Source organism: Vibrio sp. 10N.286.55.E10, from assembly GCF_002872555.1.
Taxonomy (GTDB): Bacteria; Pseudomonadota; Gammaproteobacteria; order Enterobacterales; family Vibrionaceae; genus Vibrio; species Vibrio crassostreae.
The window spans coordinates 119,701-136,692 of sequence record NZ_MCSD01000060.1 but is presented as its reverse complement, the minus strand read 5'-3'; the positions used below and the strand labels follow the sequence as shown (position 1 = coordinate 136,692).

The 16,992-nt window shown below is 43.3% G+C and carries 16 protein-coding genes; 10 read left to right on the top strand and 6 right to left on the bottom strand.

The window, feature by feature from the left end; genetic code table 11:
• Positions 1–387: 387 nt before the first annotated feature.
• Positions 388–633, top strand: coding sequence for a YciN family protein (locus BCV39_RS21760; RefSeq protein WP_017062104.1), 246 nt, complete (start codon positions 388–390; stop codon positions 631–633).
• Positions 634–678: 45 nt separating this feature from the next.
• On the opposite strand, the gene aroA is transcribed toward BCV39_RS21760, so the two are convergent.
• A complete protein-coding gene (gene aroA, locus BCV39_RS21755; protein WP_048659670.1) occupies positions 679–1,959 on the bottom strand; it encodes a 3-phosphoshikimate 1-carboxyvinyltransferase in 1,281 nt (426 codons plus the stop codon).
• A 162-nt stretch (positions 1,960–2,121) separates the two neighbouring features.
• Positions 2,122–2,577, bottom strand: coding sequence for a glycine zipper 2TM domain-containing protein (locus BCV39_RS21750; protein WP_102432694.1), 456 nt, complete (start codon positions 2,575–2,577; stop codon positions 2,122–2,124).
• 53 nt (positions 2,578–2,630) lie between these two features.
• On the opposite strand from BCV39_RS21750, the gene aat reads away from it, so the two are divergent.
• From aat to infA, 3 genes are all read left to right on the top strand, one after another.
• Positions 2,631–3,341, top strand: a complete 711-nt coding sequence (aat, locus tag BCV39_RS21745) for a leucyl/phenylalanyl-tRNA--protein transferase (protein WP_048659672.1) — start codon at positions 2,631–2,633, stop codon at positions 3,339–3,341.
• Complete coding sequence (locus BCV39_RS21740; RefSeq protein ID WP_102432693.1) at positions 3,341–4,039, top strand: arginyltransferase; 699 nt, start codon at positions 3,341–3,343, stop codon at positions 4,037–4,039. The genes aat and BCV39_RS21740 overlap by 1 nt, the downstream gene beginning before the upstream one ends.
• 81 nt (positions 4,040–4,120) lie before the next feature.
• On the top strand, positions 4,121–4,339 hold the full coding sequence (gene infA, locus BCV39_RS21735; RefSeq protein ID WP_001040192.1) for a translation initiation factor IF-1: 219 nt from the start codon (positions 4,121–4,123) through the stop codon (positions 4,337–4,339).
• A gap of 223 nt (positions 4,340–4,562) precedes the next feature.
• Here infA and clpA read toward each other — a convergent pair whose 3' ends face one another.
• Together clpA and clpS are read right to left on the bottom strand one after the other, a co-directional pair.
• Positions 4,563–6,836 carry an ATP-dependent Clp protease ATP-binding subunit ClpA gene (gene clpA, locus BCV39_RS21730; protein WP_102432692.1) on the bottom strand — a complete coding sequence of 758 codons (2,274 nt, stop codon included), beginning with the start codon at positions 6,834–6,836 and terminating at the stop codon, positions 4,563–4,565.
• Positions 6,837–6,875: 39 nt separating this feature from the next.
• A complete protein-coding gene (gene clpS / locus BCV39_RS21725) occupies positions 6,876–7,196 on the bottom strand; it encodes an ATP-dependent Clp protease adapter ClpS (RefSeq protein ID WP_102432691.1) in 321 nt (106 codons plus the stop codon).
• 585 nt (positions 7,197–7,781) lie between these two features.
• Here clpS and cspD point away from each other — a divergent pair.
• A complete protein-coding gene (gene cspD, locus BCV39_RS21720) occupies positions 7,782–8,003 on the top strand; it encodes a cold shock domain-containing protein CspD (protein ID WP_004736548.1) in 222 nt (73 codons plus the stop codon).
• A gap of 329 nt (positions 8,004–8,332) precedes the next feature.
• Here cspD and BCV39_RS21715 read toward each other — a convergent pair whose 3' ends face one another.
• Entirely contained in the window at positions 8,333–10,558 is a 2,226-nt protein-coding gene (locus BCV39_RS21715; protein ID WP_048659679.1) for an NADP-dependent isocitrate dehydrogenase, read from the bottom strand.
• A gap of 319 nt (positions 10,559–10,877) precedes the next feature.
• Here BCV39_RS21715 and BCV39_RS21710 point away from each other — a divergent pair, with 319 nt between their 5' ends.
• Positions 10,878–11,606 carry a pseudouridine synthase gene (locus BCV39_RS21710; protein WP_102432690.1) on the top strand — a complete coding sequence of 243 codons (729 nt, stop codon included), beginning with the start codon at positions 10,878–10,880 and terminating at the stop codon, positions 11,604–11,606.
• Between the two features lie 136 nt (positions 11,607–11,742).
• Here BCV39_RS21710 and BCV39_RS21705 read toward each other — a convergent pair whose 3' ends face one another.
• Positions 11,743–12,759, bottom strand: coding sequence for a porin (locus BCV39_RS21705; RefSeq protein WP_102460945.1), 1,017 nt, complete (start codon positions 12,757–12,759; stop codon positions 11,743–11,745).
• A 517-nt stretch (positions 12,760–13,276) separates the two neighbouring features.
• Between BCV39_RS21705 and dinG the strand changes: the two genes are divergently transcribed.
• The 4 genes from dinG to rsmS all read left to right on the top strand — a co-directional run bounded on the left by dinG (position 13,277) and on the right by rsmS (position 16,990).
• Positions 13,277–15,352, top strand: coding sequence for an ATP-dependent DNA helicase DinG (gene dinG, locus BCV39_RS21700; protein ID WP_055319748.1), 2,076 nt, complete (start codon positions 13,277–13,279; stop codon positions 15,350–15,352).
• 127 nt (positions 15,353–15,479) lie between these two features.
• Positions 15,480–16,259, top strand: a complete 780-nt coding sequence (locus BCV39_RS21695) for a TSUP family transporter (protein WP_048659683.1) — start codon at positions 15,480–15,482, stop codon at positions 16,257–16,259.
• Positions 16,260–16,281: 22 nt separating this feature from the next.
• Complete coding sequence (locus tag BCV39_RS21690) at positions 16,282–16,830, top strand: primosomal replication protein (protein ID WP_102432534.1); 549 nt, start codon at positions 16,282–16,284, stop codon at positions 16,828–16,830.
• Complete coding sequence (gene rsmS / locus BCV39_RS21685; protein ID WP_017111064.1) at positions 16,820–16,990, top strand: pleiotropic regulatory protein RsmS; 171 nt, start codon at positions 16,820–16,822, stop codon at positions 16,988–16,990. Before BCV39_RS21690 ends, rsmS begins: the two co-directional genes overlap by 11 nt.
• Positions 16,991–16,992: the final 2 nt, after the last annotated feature.

The following is a 16,992-nucleotide window of genomic DNA, read 5'->3' as shown; positions in this document are numbered from 1 at the left end:
TGGGCTTTTACGCATGATATTCTAAATTCATTGCTTCTTTTTTTACTATTGTGCGAGATTACTAGAAGATCAACCGCTTTTTTCAAAATTGGATCTGATCGCTCGACAATTCGACGACTCACAGATAAAAGGGTCACAATATAAAGAAGCTATAAAGTACTCACTAAGAATACTTGCAAGAGCCTATTCATCAGGCATTACGTCTAAACGGGCTCATACTAAGCTTGTCCGCGAATCTAACGCGAGCCCCATTCAATTATTTTTGCCGTAAATCACAAAATAAATTGTGGATGTTTGAAAAGACTCTCTTAATCGGTTGTGAAATCATTGAATTTCTAGTTCGACACCATAAACTCAACGTTATATTCAGTTATCAGAGATAAACTCATGACAAAGAAAGTAATAGCAGAATTTGATTTACTGCTTATCGCAAACCAAATTATCCAATCACATGATGACTACATTGAAGGCATGCGCGCAAACAGCGTAGTAGAAAAAGACGATGTACTCGTCTTCAAAGGTGAATACTTCTTAGATAGCAATGGAATGCCGACCGAGAATACAACCGCGGTATTTAACATGTTTAAATACTTAGCGCACCACCTTTCGAAAGAATTTACAATTCAGCAATAATTAAAAAGCTTGCCATTTAGGCAAGCTTTTTTAGTTCCTGAACCTTTACTGGCTCAGCATTTTCAACTTATCGAAGTAATCAGGGAATGTCTTTGACGTACAACCTGGATCATTAATCGTCACAGGCGTATCGCTCAAAGCAACCAGCGAGAAACACATAGCCATACGGTGATCATCGTAAGTATCAATCGCCGCGTGAGTCAGTTCAGCCACAGGGTTAACAATGATGTAATCTTCACCCTCTTCAACCTCGGCTCCGACTTTACGTAGCTCTGTTGCCATTGCCGCCAAGCGATCTGTCTCTTTCACACGCCAGTTGTAGACATTACGGATTGCCGTTGTGCCTTTCGCAAACAATGCTGTTGTCGCAATAGTCATCGCAGCATCTGGAATATGGTTATAGTCCATATCAATGCCTTTCAGCTCGCCACAACGAGAAATAACATAGTCGTCACCCCATTCGATTTCCGCACCCATTTTCTCAAGCGCATCAGCGAATTGGATATCACCCTGGATACTGTTTTTACCAATACCAGTGACCTTAATCTCACCACCTTTGATAGCAGCAGCTGCAAGGAAATATGACGCAGATGATGCATCACCTTCTACTAAGAAGTCGCCCGGAGCTGTGTAAGATTGCCCTGTCGGAATCACGAACTCTTGGTAGTCATTATTGATCACGTCCACACCAAATTGTTTCATAATGTGTAGCGTGATATCGATGTAAGGTTTAGAAACTAATTCACCGTCAATTTTGATGGTCACTTCGCCTTCCGCCAGAGGTGCAGCCATCAAAAATGCAGTCAAAAACTGGCTAGAGATAGAACCGTCGATTGAAACCGTACCACTCTTCAGGCCTGTACCTGTGATCTTCAATGGTGGATAGTTTTCGTTCTCTAAGTATTCAACGTCGGCACCGGCTTCTCTCAGTGCCGTTACTAAGTGGCCAATTGGGCGCTCTTTCATGCGCGGCTCACCAGTCAGAACGTATTCACCGCGACCTAAACATAGTGCAGCCGCCAGCGGACGCATCGCCGTACCCGCGTTACCTAAGAAAAGCTCTAGAGCTTTATCACTTGAGAATGCACCACCAACACCTGTCACTTCACAAACGGTTTTGTCTGCAGACAACTGGTAATCAACACCTAGCTGCGTCAATGCATTCAACATATGACGAATATCATCACTGTCTAGTAAGTTTGTTAGGCGAGTGGTTCCCGTAGAAAGTGCAGCCAAAAGAAGTGCACGGTTGGAAACACTTTTTGAACCAGGTAGGTTAACTTCCCCGTTCACTTTTTGAATTGGTTGTAACGTAAGGCTTTCCATTAAATCTTATAGTCCTTGTACCACCCGAAGTCACTGGCGCGTATTTATTTTCGGGTGATGAATAATTCTTCGTACTTGCAGACTAACGAACTTTTCCAACGAACTCCAGAGCTAATCCCGCTCAAACCGATGATTAATTAGCCAATCAATTGCATTTACATACTAGTACGCGATGTCAACTCGAACACCATCTGAAAAATAGAGAATTCGTACATCATCGCCTCGGTTGAACAACATCGAGTTATCGACATCTTGGATGATGTTGACCAACTTGTCGTCTTTGGTTTTGACCAGTAACTCGACCAGTTTGTACTCAACTTTATACTGTGTGTTACCTCGGTTACGAGCAATACCCGCACCTGCTACTGCACCGACAGCTGTCGCCACTTCTTTACCGGTGCCGCCGCCAAACTGATTACCAATCAAGCCACCAATCGCCGCACCTAATAAGGTTTCCCAACCATTCGCTTTCGATTCAACGATCTCTTGTTGAGTGATGTATCTAACCGTATCGATCTCACCATAAACTACTTCGTTCACTGGTCGAGCTTCGTTTCTGTTGTAAGCTGCATTTGCCAACATAGGCAAAACAAGTAAAATCCAAAGCAACTTCTTCATGGTAAAACTCCTAAAGACCTCTTGGTCAGTGATTAATCTGTAATGCGGTACTTATGACTATATACCTAACCGAACTTGATACTACTAGTATAGAGTTTCCTTCGCCCTTCGACGCGCTTGATGAACCCAACGGTCTGCTCGCCTTCGGTGGTGATTTATCACCAATGCGAATTTTAAACGCTTATAGCCAAGGGATATTTCCATGGTATGGCCCAGGTGAGCCTATACTTTGGTGGAGCCCTGCACCGCGAGCGGTATTTAATCCTAAGACATTCGAACCGTCAAAAAGTCTTAAAAAGTTTCAAAGAAAACACAATTATCGTGTCAGCATCAACCAAGCGACGGACAGAGTAATTGGTTATTGCTCTTCACTAAGACCCGAAGAAGAAACTTGGTTAAACAGCGACATGCAGTTAGCCTATCGCAAGCTCGCTTCATTAGGTTTCTGCCACTCGGTTGAGGTTTGGCAAGACGATAAACTGATCGGCGGGCTTTACGGCTTACAAAGAGGCCAAGTCTTTTGCGGTGAATCGATGTTTAGCCTGAAGACCAATGCCTCTAAAATTGCGCTGTGGTATTTTTGTGAACACTTTACACAATTCGGCGGACAACTGATTGATTGTCAAGTCATGAACCCTCACTTGGAATCCTTAGGCGCTATCGAGGTTGATAGGGATGAATTCCTAGGTTCTCTGCAATTGCTCAAAGAGTTCTCCGTTGACGATGCATGCTTTCAAACCCAATGGCTAAAGGAAATGCCTTAATGAATCCAGATTTACAACAAATCAGAATTGGATTAACAGACAACCACGCTTGCAGCTACTTACCTCACCTAGAAGAAAGAGTGGCGGTTACGCTTGACGAACACATGCACACCTCAGATAACTATGAAGTTCTGCTTGCGAATGGATTTCGCCGCAGTGGAGCAACCATTTATAAGCCACATTGCGATAATTGCTCAGCATGCCAAGCTATTCGGCTTTCAATCCCAGAGGTCAAGCTTTCCAAAAGCCAGCGACGAATCCTTAACAAGGGAAAATCACTGCGTTGGGAGCTGAAAGATGAAATGGATGACAACTGGTTTGACTTATACAGCCGCTATATCACCGCTCGTCACCGTTCGGGAACCATGTACCCACCTAAGAAAGAAGAATTTCTACAATTCTCACAAAATGAGTGGCTTACAACAAAGTTTATGCATATCTACGACGAGAACAAGTTGGTCGGTATCGCCGTAACCGACATCATGTCTCACTGTACGAGCGCGTTTTATACTTTCTTCGATCCTGATATCGACATTTCGATGGGAACACTTGGCGTTCTATTTCAGATCCAACATGCCCAGAAAGAACAAAAACAATGGTTATATTTGGGTTATCAAATCGATGAATGCCCTGCGATGAACTATAAAGTACGATTTCAACGTCATCAAAGGCTAGTAAATCAGCGGTGGCAAGGGTAGAATACGCGACAACTTTACATATTTTGATTTTAACGGCACAATCAAGCCGTTGAAAACCGCCAAATTTCGAAAGAGGATTAGATGGCTAAAGAAGACGTAATCGAGATGCAAGGCACTGTCCTTGATACTCTACCAAACACAATGTTCCGTGTTGAGCTTGAAAACGGTCACGTAGTGACAGCACACATCTCTGGTAAAATGCGTAAGAACTACATCCGTATTCTTACTGGTGATAAAGTAACTGTTGAGATGACTCCATACGACCTTTCTAAAGGCCGCATCGTCTTCCGTGCTCGTTAATTATTAATTAGCGAATACAATAAGAAGCGGAGCTTAATGCTCCGTTTTTTATCGCCTGAACATCGCCCTTTAGCAAAACCTATCTCGCGCATCTCGCATCTCGCATCTCGCATCTCGCATCTCGCATCTCGCATCTCGCATCTCGCATCTCGCAAGCATAAAAAAAACGCACAACCTAAGTCATGCGTTTTATAGTTAAACTCTTGAACGTTCTAACAATCGGTTAGTGCATAACCTCTTCTTTTGCACCAACATAGATGAAGTCAAGCTCGTCTTTCTTCAGAGATACTTTCACCGTACCGCCATCAACCAAGCTACCAAACAGCAATTCATTCGCAAGGGGCTTCTTAAGCTTCTCTTGAATCACACGTCCCATAGGACGAGCGCCCATGGTCTTGTCGTAGCCTTTGTCTGCCAGCCAGTGACGAGCATCTTCAGAAACCTCTAGAGATACGCCACGTGCGTCCAGTTGAACCTGAAGCTCAACAATGAACTTGTCGACTACTTGGCTAATCACGCTTGGATCCAAGCTGTTGAACCAGATGACGTTATCAAGACGGTTACGGAATTCAGGAGTAAACACCTTCTTGATTTCGCCCATCGCATCTGGTGCATGATCTTGTTGGATCAGGCCGATCGATTTCTTCTCAGTTTCAGCCACACCCGCGTTGGTTGTCATCACTAGAATCACGTTACGGAAATCCGCTTTACGGCCGTTGTTATCTGTTAGTGTGCCGTTATCCATCACCTGCAGTAGCAGGTTGAAGATATCTGGGTGAGCTTTTTCAATTTCATCCAGTAACACAACAGAGTGTGGGTTCTTGATTACGGCGTCAGTTAGCAGACCACCTTGATCGTAACCGACATAACCAGGAGGAGCACCAATCAAGCGGCTCACAGAATGACGCTCACCGTACTCAGACATATCAAAGCGCAGAAGCTCAATACCCATCAGTTTAGACAGCTGAACGGTAACCTCGGTTTTACCTACACCAGTAGGTCCTGCGAATAGGAATGAACCAACCGGTTTATTGTCAGCACCCAATCCAGCACGGGTCAGCTTGATCGCTTCGCTCAATACGTCGATAGCTGGGTCTTGTCCGAACACCAACATTTTCATGCGGTCATCCAGTTTCTGCAGCGTATCTTTGTCTGAAGATGATACTGATTTTTCAGGAATTCGCGCCATTTTCGCAACCATTGACTCAATATCAGCCACGCTTACCGTTTTCTTACGACGGCTTGCAGGTGCCAAACGACTGCGAGCGCCCGCTTCATCGATTACGTCAATCGCCTTATCAGGAAGGTGACGTTCATTGATGTATTTAGCTGACAGTTCCACAGCAGCACGCAACGCTTTGTTGGTGTAGCGCACTTCGTGGTGAGCTTCGTATTTTGGCTTCAAGCCAATCAGAATCTTAGTCGTATCATCTAGCGATGGTTCAATAATATCGATTTTCTGGAAGCGACGAGCTAAAGCACGCTCCTTCTCAAAAATACTGCTGTACTCTTGGTACGTTGTTGAACCGATACAGCGCAATTTGCCGCTGCTTAGTAGCGGTTTAATTAAGTTTGCCGCATCAACCTGACCACCAGAGGCAGCGCCAGCACCAATAATGGTGTGGATCTCATCGATGAACAGAATCGCGTCTTCTTCTTTCTCGAGTTGCTTAAGAATCGCTTTAAAACGTTTCTCAAAGTCACCGCGATATTTCGTCCCTGCTAACAGTGAACCGATATCTAGAGAATAAATTACGCTGCTCTGAATGATTTCAGGCACTTGTCCTTCAACAATGCGCCATGCAAGGCCTTCCGCGATGGCAGTTTTACCTACACCCGCTTCACCCACTAACAGAGGGTTGTTCTTACGACGACGACACAGAACTTGGATAGTACGCTCTAGCTCTTTGTCACGACCGATTAATGGGTCAATATTACCTTGCTTCGCTACTTCGTTAAGGTTGGTCGCGAAATTTTCTAAACGGTCTTCAGAATTAGCTTCTTCAGCATTTTCTGCACCACCAAATGAATCAGATGATGAAGGGCTGTCGCCTTCGTTGCTCGCTTTGGTAATACCGTGTGAGATGAAGTTAACAATATCTAAGCGACTAATGTCGTTTTTCTTAAGAAGATATGCCGCGTGAGATTCTTGCTCACTAAAAATAGCCACAAGTACATTAGCACCTGTTACTTCGCTGCGACCTGAAGATTGAACATGAAAAACAGCGCGTTGAAGTACTCGTTGAAAGCTCAACGTAGGCTGAGTTTCGCGAGTTTCGTCGCTTTCAGGGATAAGTGGGGTCGTTTGATCGATAAAAATATCGAGCTCATTGCGAAGAGCATCGAGATCAGCCTGACAAGCTTTGAGCGCTTCCTTGGCCGCATCATTTTCTAATAATGCTAGTAGGAGGTGTTCGACAGTCATGAATTCATGTCGCTTGTCTCGCGCACGAGCAAATGCGCCATTTAAACTCGTCTCTAATTCTTTATTTAGCATAAGTACCTCCTAAGGGAACAACAGTGTTGTTCGAGCAATTTATACTTGCTCCATTGTACATAGTAGCGGATGCTCATTTTCCTTTGAGTACATCGTGACCTGCGCTACCTTTGTTTCCGCTATTTCAGCACTGTATGTGCCGCATATAGCTTTACCTTCATAATGAACCTTGAGCATCATTTCCGTTGCTTTTTCGATATCTAGTGAGAAGAATCGCTCTAGGATCTCGATTACAAAGTCCATGGGCGTGTAATCATCGTTATTTAACACAACGTTATACATCGCCGGTGGCTTTACTTTTGTTGCTTCTTTCTCCAGTAAATCTGAGCCTGGAGATGCCCATTCAAAGTTTCTGCTCATATCGCTTTGCTAAGGGTTATTTTTCGGAAGTCGTGAGTGTTTACCTAACTCAAATTTACCACATTCACGCTTTACGGTGTACTAAGAAACTGCACCGAGAAACAGTACCAAAAAATATTCCTCTATACTGAGCCTAATCCACCATTTCCATCGCTGCAAATAAAAGATCTCGATTAACAGGATTAACATATGTGATTGATTAAAAAGACGCCATAACTATTGATACTAACGATAAGATCACTGCTAAGTTACTATTTAGTTAATAGTTTGCAGTTAATCTCGAATGTGATTTGTTATTAAAATTGATCACTTTTATACCAATTTACTATTGACTGTGCTCAATCATTAGCTACATTGGAGCTAAAAGGTTTTTTAATACATTTTTGCAACATGATTTAAGATCAGTAACACGCTTCAAAAATTAACAATAAGGAATAATTACGCAGGGTAGCGTTAATTTCCGTAAGCAATGTACGAGATTCAAGCTATTAGCTGAAATTCTTTAGCTGGTAGGAATGATATCAATCGCACTTACAACAATTGATATAACAACGTTAGTAACAAAATGCATGAGGGATGTATAGCATGGCTACAGGTACAGTAAAATGGTTTAACAATGCCAAAGGGTTTGGCTTTATTTGTCCAGAAGGTGAAGACGGCGATATTTTCGCGCACTACTCCACAATACAAATGGAAGGTTATCGAACCTTGAAGGCGGGTCAGCAGGTCGACTATGAAGTAGAAAGTGGACCTAAAGGCTCGCATGCTAGCTCCGTTGTTCCTGTAGAAGGCAGCGCCGCAAAATAGGCGAATGCCAACTCATGTTAACCTCCGTCAATCTTCATTAAAGGCTGACTGGTAAACAGAATATTGAAACCGCTCATTTAATACCTGTAATACAGGATTACGTGAGCGGTTTTTTCGTTTTGGGATCTCTAAAGTTGCTCACTAAACAATTCGTTTGAGGATGTACTCTTATTAAGTTAGATCTTAGGAGTATTATAGATGAACAAAAAAGACGCTTTAACGTTGTCGTTAAAGCGTCTTTGGTTTTGACTTTATCTATGACTTATCTGTCAGACTAAGCAACTCGTTAGCAAATCACGTTCATGACTGACTAACGATGAGCCCAATCACTATGCATCAATAAACGCGTTTAACGTTGAGCTTGGGCGCATTAGTGTTGAAACCAGTGCATCATCAAGTAGGTAGTAACCACCTAAGTCGCCAGCCACACCTTGAGCGTTGTTCAGCTCTGCAACAATAGCTTCTTCACTTTCAGCTAGTTGACTTGCCACACCTGCGAATTCAGCAGCAAGATCAGCATCAGCCGTTTGCTCAGCAAGCGCCTTAGCCCAGTAAGCTGCTAGGTAGTAATGGCTACCACGGTTATCAAGCTCACCTACTCGGCGTGAAGGAGACTTGTTGTTATCAAGGAACTCACCCGTTGCTTTATCAAGCGCATCAGCAAGAACTTGTGCTTTAGCGTTACCTGTTACTACGCTCAGGTGCTCTAGAGATGCAGCCAATGCCAAGAATTCACCTAGGGAATCCCAACGCAGGTGGTTTTCTTTCTCTACTTGTTGCACGTGCTTAGGAGCAGAGCCGCCAGCACCTGTTTCAAACAGACCACCACCGTTCATTAGTGGAACAATCGATAGCATCTTAGCTGATGTACCAAGCTCTAGAATCGGGAACAAGTCTGTTAGGTAATCACGTAATACGTTACCAGTAACCGAAATTGTATCTAGGCCTTCTTTGATACGAACCAGTGAGTATTGAGTCGCTTCAAGTGGAGCAAGGATCTTAATTTCAAGACCATCGGTATCGTATTCAGGAAGGTACGCTTCAACTTTCTTAATAAGCTGAGCATCATGTGCACGAGACGCATCTAACCAAAATACCGCTGGAACACCCGATGCACGAGCACGCGTTACCGCAAGCTTAACCCAGTCTTGGATTGGTGCATCTTTAACCTGACACATACGGAAGATATCGCCTTCCTCTACGTCTTGCTCTAGAAGCACAGCGCCTGCAGCGTCAACAACTTGAACCTGACCAGCAGCTTCAAGGATGAAAGTCTTATCGTGAGAACCGTACTCTTCGGCTTTTTGAGCCATCAAGCCAACGTTTGGTACGCTACCCATCGTTGTTGGATCGAACGCGCCGTTCTCTTTACAGAAATCAATAACCGCTTGGTAAATGCTCGCGTAGCTACGATCTGGGATCATTGCTTTGGTATCTTTTTGCTTACCTTCTGGATCCCACATTTGGCCAGAAGAACGCAACATTGCAGGCATAGATGCGTCAACAATGATGTCGCTTGGTACGTGTAGGTTAGTAATGCCACGGTCCGAATCAACCATCGCTAATGGTGGCTGCGTCTCGTATACCGCTTGTAGATCAGCTTCGATTGCTTCTTTTTGTTCTTGAGGAAGCGCTGCAATCTTCGCGTAGACATCACCGATGCCGTTGTTAACATCAACACCTAACTCTTCAAATAACTGACCGTGCTTAGCGAATACGTCTTTGTAGTAAACCTTAACCGCGTGACCAAAGATCACTGGGTCAGATACTTTCATCATGGTTGCTTTCATGTGAAGAGAAAGCAGTACGCCTTGCTCTTTAGCCGATGCGATTTCTTTTTCAAAGAATGCAACTAAAGCAGCCTTGTTCATCACTGACGCATCAATGATCTCTTTATCTTGCAGTGCAAAAGCTGGCTTCAGTGTTTTCTTTGCGCCATCTTTGCCAACGAATTCGATGCTAACGTCTGTAGCACCTTCAATGGTTACTGACTTTTCACTACCGAAGAAGTCTTTGTCGTCCATACTTGAAACGTGCGACTTAGAATCTGCAGACCATGCACCCATTGAGTGTGGGTTCTTCTTCGCGTAGTTTTTAACTGAAAGTGGTGCACGACGGTCTGAGTTACCTTCGCGCAATACTGGGTTTACCGCACTACCCTTGATCTTATCGTAAGTCGCTTTTACTGCTTTCTCTTCGTCAGTGTTTGCTTCTTCTGGGTAGTTTGGAAGTGCGTAGCCTTTTGACTGTAGTTCTTTGATTGTTGCTTGCAGCTGAGGTACAGATGCAGAGATGTTTGGAAGCTTGATAATATTCGCTTCAGGTGTCTTAGCCAATTCACCTAGTTCTGCTAATGCATCACCAATACGTTGCTCTTCGTTCAAGTAGTCAGGGAAGTTGGCAATAATGCGCCCTGCAAGTGAAATGTCGCGAGTATCAACGTTAATACCAGAAGAAGCCGTAAAAGATTGAATGATTGGCAGCAGAGAGTAAGTTGCTAGCGCCGGAGCTTCGTCTGTAATGGTATAGATGATCGTTGGTTTTTCAGTAGGCATGAAATTTCCCTATAGTTCTTACAAGCTCACTTGAATAGTGAGAGTGTTATAAATTGACCAGTAAGCCACTCTAAAAGTGAAAACTGCTTACTCGATAGTCGTACTCTATCTTATTTTTCATGCAATCTAATGACCGCATGAACCAAATCCGTGAGTGCGTTGTTATAATAAAACACGTAGGTATAATTAAACAAATCAGGCTCAAGAGTCCATAAACTTGTTCTATTTTGTGTCTTTTAGGCGCGCAAATGATAGCTCAATTCCGTTTCAGTGAAAACTTTTCAGCACACTTCGTTTACATTTTTGCAAGGTAGTTAACATGTCTACTCGCTCACGCAGCGCATCTCATTCAGACAAACCGGCTCGTTCTGACGCCAAATTAAAACAAAGCGGTAATAGACAGAACCGAAGCAGTGATAAAAATAACACTGGCAGTTCGTACAAAAAAACGCACTCCAGTAAGCACCGATATAAAGGTAAACCTACCAATGCGAAACCTAAGGTGGCACTCGAAGATCGCAAAGTAATTCTGTTCAACAAGCCTTTCGATACTCTCAGCCAATTTACAGATGGTGAAGGGAGAAAAACGCTAGCTGACTTTATTCCAGTGAAAGGCGTTTATGCTGCAGGTCGCCTTGACCGCGACAGCGAAGGGTTAATGGTCTTGACCAATGATGGGATATTTCAAGCGAAGCTCACTCAACCCAACTCAAAATCCCCAAAGACTTACTGGGTACAGGTTGAAGGCGCACCTTCTGAGGAAGATTTAGATAAATTGAGAAAAGGTGTCGAGCTAAAAGACGGTATGACACTGCCTGCTCAGGTTGAGGTGATGTTTGAACCTGTTGTGTGGGAAAGAACCCCGCCAGTGCGTTTCAGAGCGGCAATACCGACAACATGGTTAGCGATTACTATCATTGAAGGGCGTAACCGTCAGGTAAGACGAATGACAGCAAATATCGGCTTCCCGACCCTGCGTCTTATTCGTTACTCCATGGGAAATATGAATGTGGGTCAACTTCAGCCTGGTGAGTGGAAAGAGATTTAAAATACACCATTTGAATCAGATGACTGGTCGCTCACGTAGCGGTCTTTTTTATATGCATTGATAAATTTCAGACACAAAAAAGCCAGTCATAAGACTGGCTTTTATCAACATTTAACAATTACTGATTAAGTAACTATTAGAAGCTGTAGAACATTGCAGCAAATACTGCAGTTTCTTCGTCGTTGCCTTTACCAGCGTCGACGTCTTGTAGGATATCGATACCCATATCTACGCGGTCGTTAAGCGTATACATTGCTGCGATATTTAGACGAGAGTTATCTTTGTCAGCTACGCCATCTGCTGTAGTAGAGTTAGCGTTGTAACCACCAGCAAGAGTCAGCTGTTCAGTTACTGGGTAAGCAGCAGACAGGTAGTAACCAACCGTTTCTAGGTTAGAAGTATTTTTAGCAACGTCATCTGCACCTTCATTGATCCAGAAGTTAACACCTAAGTCTAGCTCACCAATTTTAGAGTTACCAGATAAAGAGTAAACTTGGTAATCAGCATCATCACGAGTTTCGTAACCACCGTATACGTTTACAACTTCGCTTTCAAAACCAACGTAACCGTTCACGCCTTTATCAGCAGCATCGTGATCGTCATCAGTTTCAAAGTAAGACACACCGTAAGCAAAGCCAGAAGTCGCGCCTTGGAATTTAACTACGTTGTATTGGTCAGATGCATCACCAGCAGAAGAACCGAACTCGTAAGTAAAGTCACCAGCGCCGTCTACTTTATCAAGAGCTGTGTCATTTTCCCAACCGTAAGAAAGAACACCAACACCAGTGTCGAAACCCAACCAAGCTTTATCTACGTCAGTACCGAAATCGTTTTTGATACCTTTTTTCTTAACTTTGTCGTAAGTTTTTCTCTCATCCGTTGACCAGTTAAGTTCGAAATCAGTTTCGAAGTAACCTAATACTCGGTTGTTTTTGTAGCTAACTGCTAAAGTAAGAGCTGTTGCCCAGTCATCATACATAGCTTTAGTTTTAGTGTCGTAGTAACCACCAAGACCAACTGAACCAGAAACAGAGAACTGCTCTTTGTGCATTGGGTCAAATTCAAATGTTGGTTTTGCGTTGCCTAGGCCTACGTTCGCGAAAGCTGAAGTTGAAGCTGCTGCGATTGTTAGCGCTAATAGAGTCTTTTTCATAATAAATCCACTGCCTTTTCTAAGAATGGGAGATCCTTGCCCGGTTCCCTTTTTTTATTTTTTGCGACTGGTCATTACCACTCTTTGTTGGTTAATCACCGTCACTAAATTCCGAGGTCTAGATTGCAAAAGATTATCCTGCGTGTCAAATAAACTAAAAACAAACCTAAAAAAAACACAAAACAATTAAAATCAATCACTTACATTTTTTTTCATCATTTTACGAGCAGCTTATCCTTAGTTTTATCAGCAAATATAATAATCCAAAAAATGTAACAAACAGAACTTAAAACCACAAATAGTTCACAATGAAGCCAAATTTCAGAATTTAACACCTACAAGCCAGTCTTTTTTAATATTTATATTTCGCAAAATAAATAAAATAGTTAAGTTCCTGATGGTTCAGTTTTTTTTTGTGAACAAGATCTACCTTTGATTCAAAAGCAAGCTATTTCGCCGTAAATGTACCGACTAGTGATATGTGCTACTATCCTCGCTCCGCTACGTAGGTCACAGTATGCTAACTACTAAAATTCAAAATTCTATTCGCACCAGTTATCAAAACCTCCAAGATCAGTTGGACAACTTTGTACCTAGACGTGCTCAAAATTACCTTGTTGCAGAAATAGCGAAGACACTTTGTGGTCAATACCACAAAAGTAATCGCATGATCGTTGCAGAAGCCGGGACAGGGATCGGCAAATCACTGGCTTACTTAATGGCAACGATTCCTGTTGCAGTACTCAACAATCGAAAAATCGTCATTTCAACGGCGACGGTTGCACTTCAAGAACAGCTCGTAAATAAAGATCTCCCTCTATATAGAAGACTGACTGATAGAGAGTTCTCTTTTATACTCGCCAAAGGCAGACAGCGTTATTGCTGTGCCGAGAAACTAGCCGCTGCTTGTGGGGTTGATGGTGGTCAGATGGCTATGTTCGAATCCAAGCCAAAGCAAAAGGACATCGAACAATTACAAACCATGTACCGTAGCCTAACCCAAGGTAAATGGGATGGTGACCGTGATTCATGGCCAAAGCCGATTGATAACATGATTTGGCAAATGATTGTCAGTGATAAGCATAGTTGTAACAACAGCATGCCAACTCACAGAGACTGTCCTTTCCAAAAAGCACGCTCAGAATTAGATAAAGCAGACGTTATCATCGCTAATCACAGTTTAGTGATGGCTGATGCAGATCTAGGTGGCGGTGTGATACTGCCAGAACCTGAAAATAGCATCTATATCTTCGATGAAGCACACCACTTACCACACGTAGCCCGAGATCACTCTTCTGCGGCGGCAAGTCTAAAAGGTGCCGCTTCATGGTTAGAGCGTTTAAACCAATCGATAACCAAACTTTCAGGCTTAGCGGACGAAAAGCGAGTGGGTCGATTTAGAAATGAATTGCAGGATTCTGTACAACAGCTGATTCCTACTCTGACTCAGCTAAGCAAGCAGTTTGACGCCACCCATTTTGAAGATGGATTGTACCGTTTTGAACATGGTGACTTACCTGAGTGGCTAGAGAATGAATCTAAAGATCTCAAGCAACTCACACAAAAGGCGAGCCAAGCGGTTGCGAAGATTGCAGACCTTATTGCTGAACGTGTTAAAGATGGAGAACTTTCAGCAAAATTAGCCGAGCCCGCACTTGCTGAAATCGGCTTCTATATACAAAGAACAGAAAACCTTGCGCAGGTTTGGCGCTTAATGGCCGAGCCTAAACGAGAAAAAGGAGCCCCTTTGGCGCGCTGGCTTGAACTCAATAAAGAGAGCGAAGGCGATTTTGTTGTCAATGTTTCACCACTCGAAGTTGGCTGGCAGCTTGACCAACAGATTTGGAGCCGTTGTGTCGGTGCGGTGCTTGTTTCCGCGACCATGAGAGCACTCAACTCCTTCAGCTTTTTCTGTCACCAAGCAGGAATCAGTCAAAAAGAAGACGATGGCGTGCAGTTTCTGGCTTTGGCATCACCGTTTGATTATCAGAATCAAGCAGAGCTGATCGTGCCAGCTATGAAATACGAACCGCAAGCGCCTCAGTTTACCGAATATCTTATTGAAATTTTGCCTAAGGTAATAGAAGACAACAAAGCCAATCTCGTTCTATTCTCTTCTTACTGGCAAATGAATAAAGTTGCAGAAGCTTTGGCAACAGATTTCGTTAAAAAGTCATGGGCTTTACAGGTTCAAGGTGATACTTCACGCACCGAAATCCTAAAAAAACATAAAAAACTCATAGACCAAGGTAAAACAAGCGTTCTTTTTGGAACTGGCAGCTTTTCAGAGGGTCTTGATCTACCTGGAGAGCTTCTTGAAAACCTAGTTATTACTAAGATTCCTTTTGGCGTTCCTACGTCACCTGTAGAACAAGCACATTCAGAATATATTGAATCACGTGGCGGTAATCCTTTTATGCAGATTACTGTTCCAGAAGCGAGTAAAAAGCTTATTCAATCTGTCGGTAGACTACTGCGTAAGGAACGAGATTCTGGTAAAGTCACGATCCTTGATAGACGCATAGTCACGAAGCGATACGGGAAATCCCTACTCGACTCACTACCGCCTTTTAAAAGAACAATAAAATACTAATTTTCCTACCCGAAAGGTAGTTATGGGCCAGTTATCGCTAGGCCCTGCATTCACAACCCAACATGATTAATCCATCGATTATTCGTGTGGCTGCCCTAACAGCCGATAACGAGAACACTAGCTATTTATGGAAATGATTGAGCCAACCATGTTGGTTATCCTCGCTCTGGTTGCATTTGCAGCGGGCTTTATTGATGCCGTCGCCGGTGGTGGTGGGATGTTAACCGTTCCAGCTTTACTGTCGCTTGGCCTGCCGCCACATATCGCGCTAGGGACGAACAAGCTCGCTGCAACGTTTGCCTCATCGACAGCGGCTTTTACTTACTATCGCAAAAAGCTATTTAAGCCAGAATGTTGGATCAATGCATTCATCGCCACCTTGATAGGTGCAACAATTGGTACTTTAACAGTTGATGCAATCAGCACTGAGTGGTTAGAGAAAGTACTACCATTAGTTATTCTTGCTGCAGCGGTCTATACCATTTTTCACAAGACGCCGAATGCCAATCACAACGTGTCACCGAAACCTTGTCCTGTGCTGAAGAAAAAGCAAAAGTACCAAGGATTCATTCTGGGCTTTTACGATGGCGTCGCAGGCCCGGGAACTGGCGCGTTTTGGACAGTAAGTTCTATGGCTCTTTACCGCCTAAATATCTTGCTTGCTTCAGGCCTATCCAAAGCAATGAACTTTACCAGTAACTTCACTTCTTTAGTGACCTTTGCAATTCTTGGTCATATTGATTGGGTTCTTGGTTTAACCATGGGTGTTTGCTTAATGGCCGGAGCGTTTGTAGGGGCACACTCTGCAATTCGTTTTGGTGCGACGTTTATACGACCGGTTTTTGTTACAGTTGTAAGCGTACTTGCAATTAAACTGGCTTACGAAGCGTGGTTTGTAAACTTATAGCCACCAACAAACGAGAAGCAAAATGAATCAGTTTTCAAAGCTAAAAAGCGTTATTGATACCTTGATTGGCCATTGCTCTCAGGTCGATAAGTCTCGTGGCGCTTATCATCAAGCACTGTTTGATAGAGCCTTGTTTAAGTGTGGAGCATCGACTCTTCTTCCTTATGCCCTTGAAACTCAGGCAACTTATAACACCATTATTCGTGAACAGAGCACCAATCAACTCACTTCATCACGAGCGAATTACCTGACTGAAAGGCTGACCAACCAGATTGCAGCGATTCAACGAGAGTTAGCCAATCACGATTTGCGCCTAGACAGGAAAAGTAAATCAGGAAAAAGCTTAAACGACTTATACAACGAACTCGCACAACACCAAGATTGGCAAAAGCGGCTCGTCGATTTAGTTCAAACACGAAAGTTAGCGTTTGATTCAGCGCCACGCCACCATAAGAAAAAAGCGGAAGAGGCTTGGCAACTCGCAAAAGAACGATTGGAACGCTGTGAGGACTCAATGAAGAACATTGAGAGATTGATTAACTTAGAGAACCCTACGCGAAATGAGCACTGATAACACATCATCACCACTGGATAACGCACCTGAAGAAGTTAAGTTAGCTGTCGACTTGATCTACTTACTCGAAAGCAACGAGATCGACCCAAAGGTGGCGTTAGAAGCAATTAAGATTGTCCAGCAAGATTTACAAGCCAAACTAGCATCTAGCATCTAGCA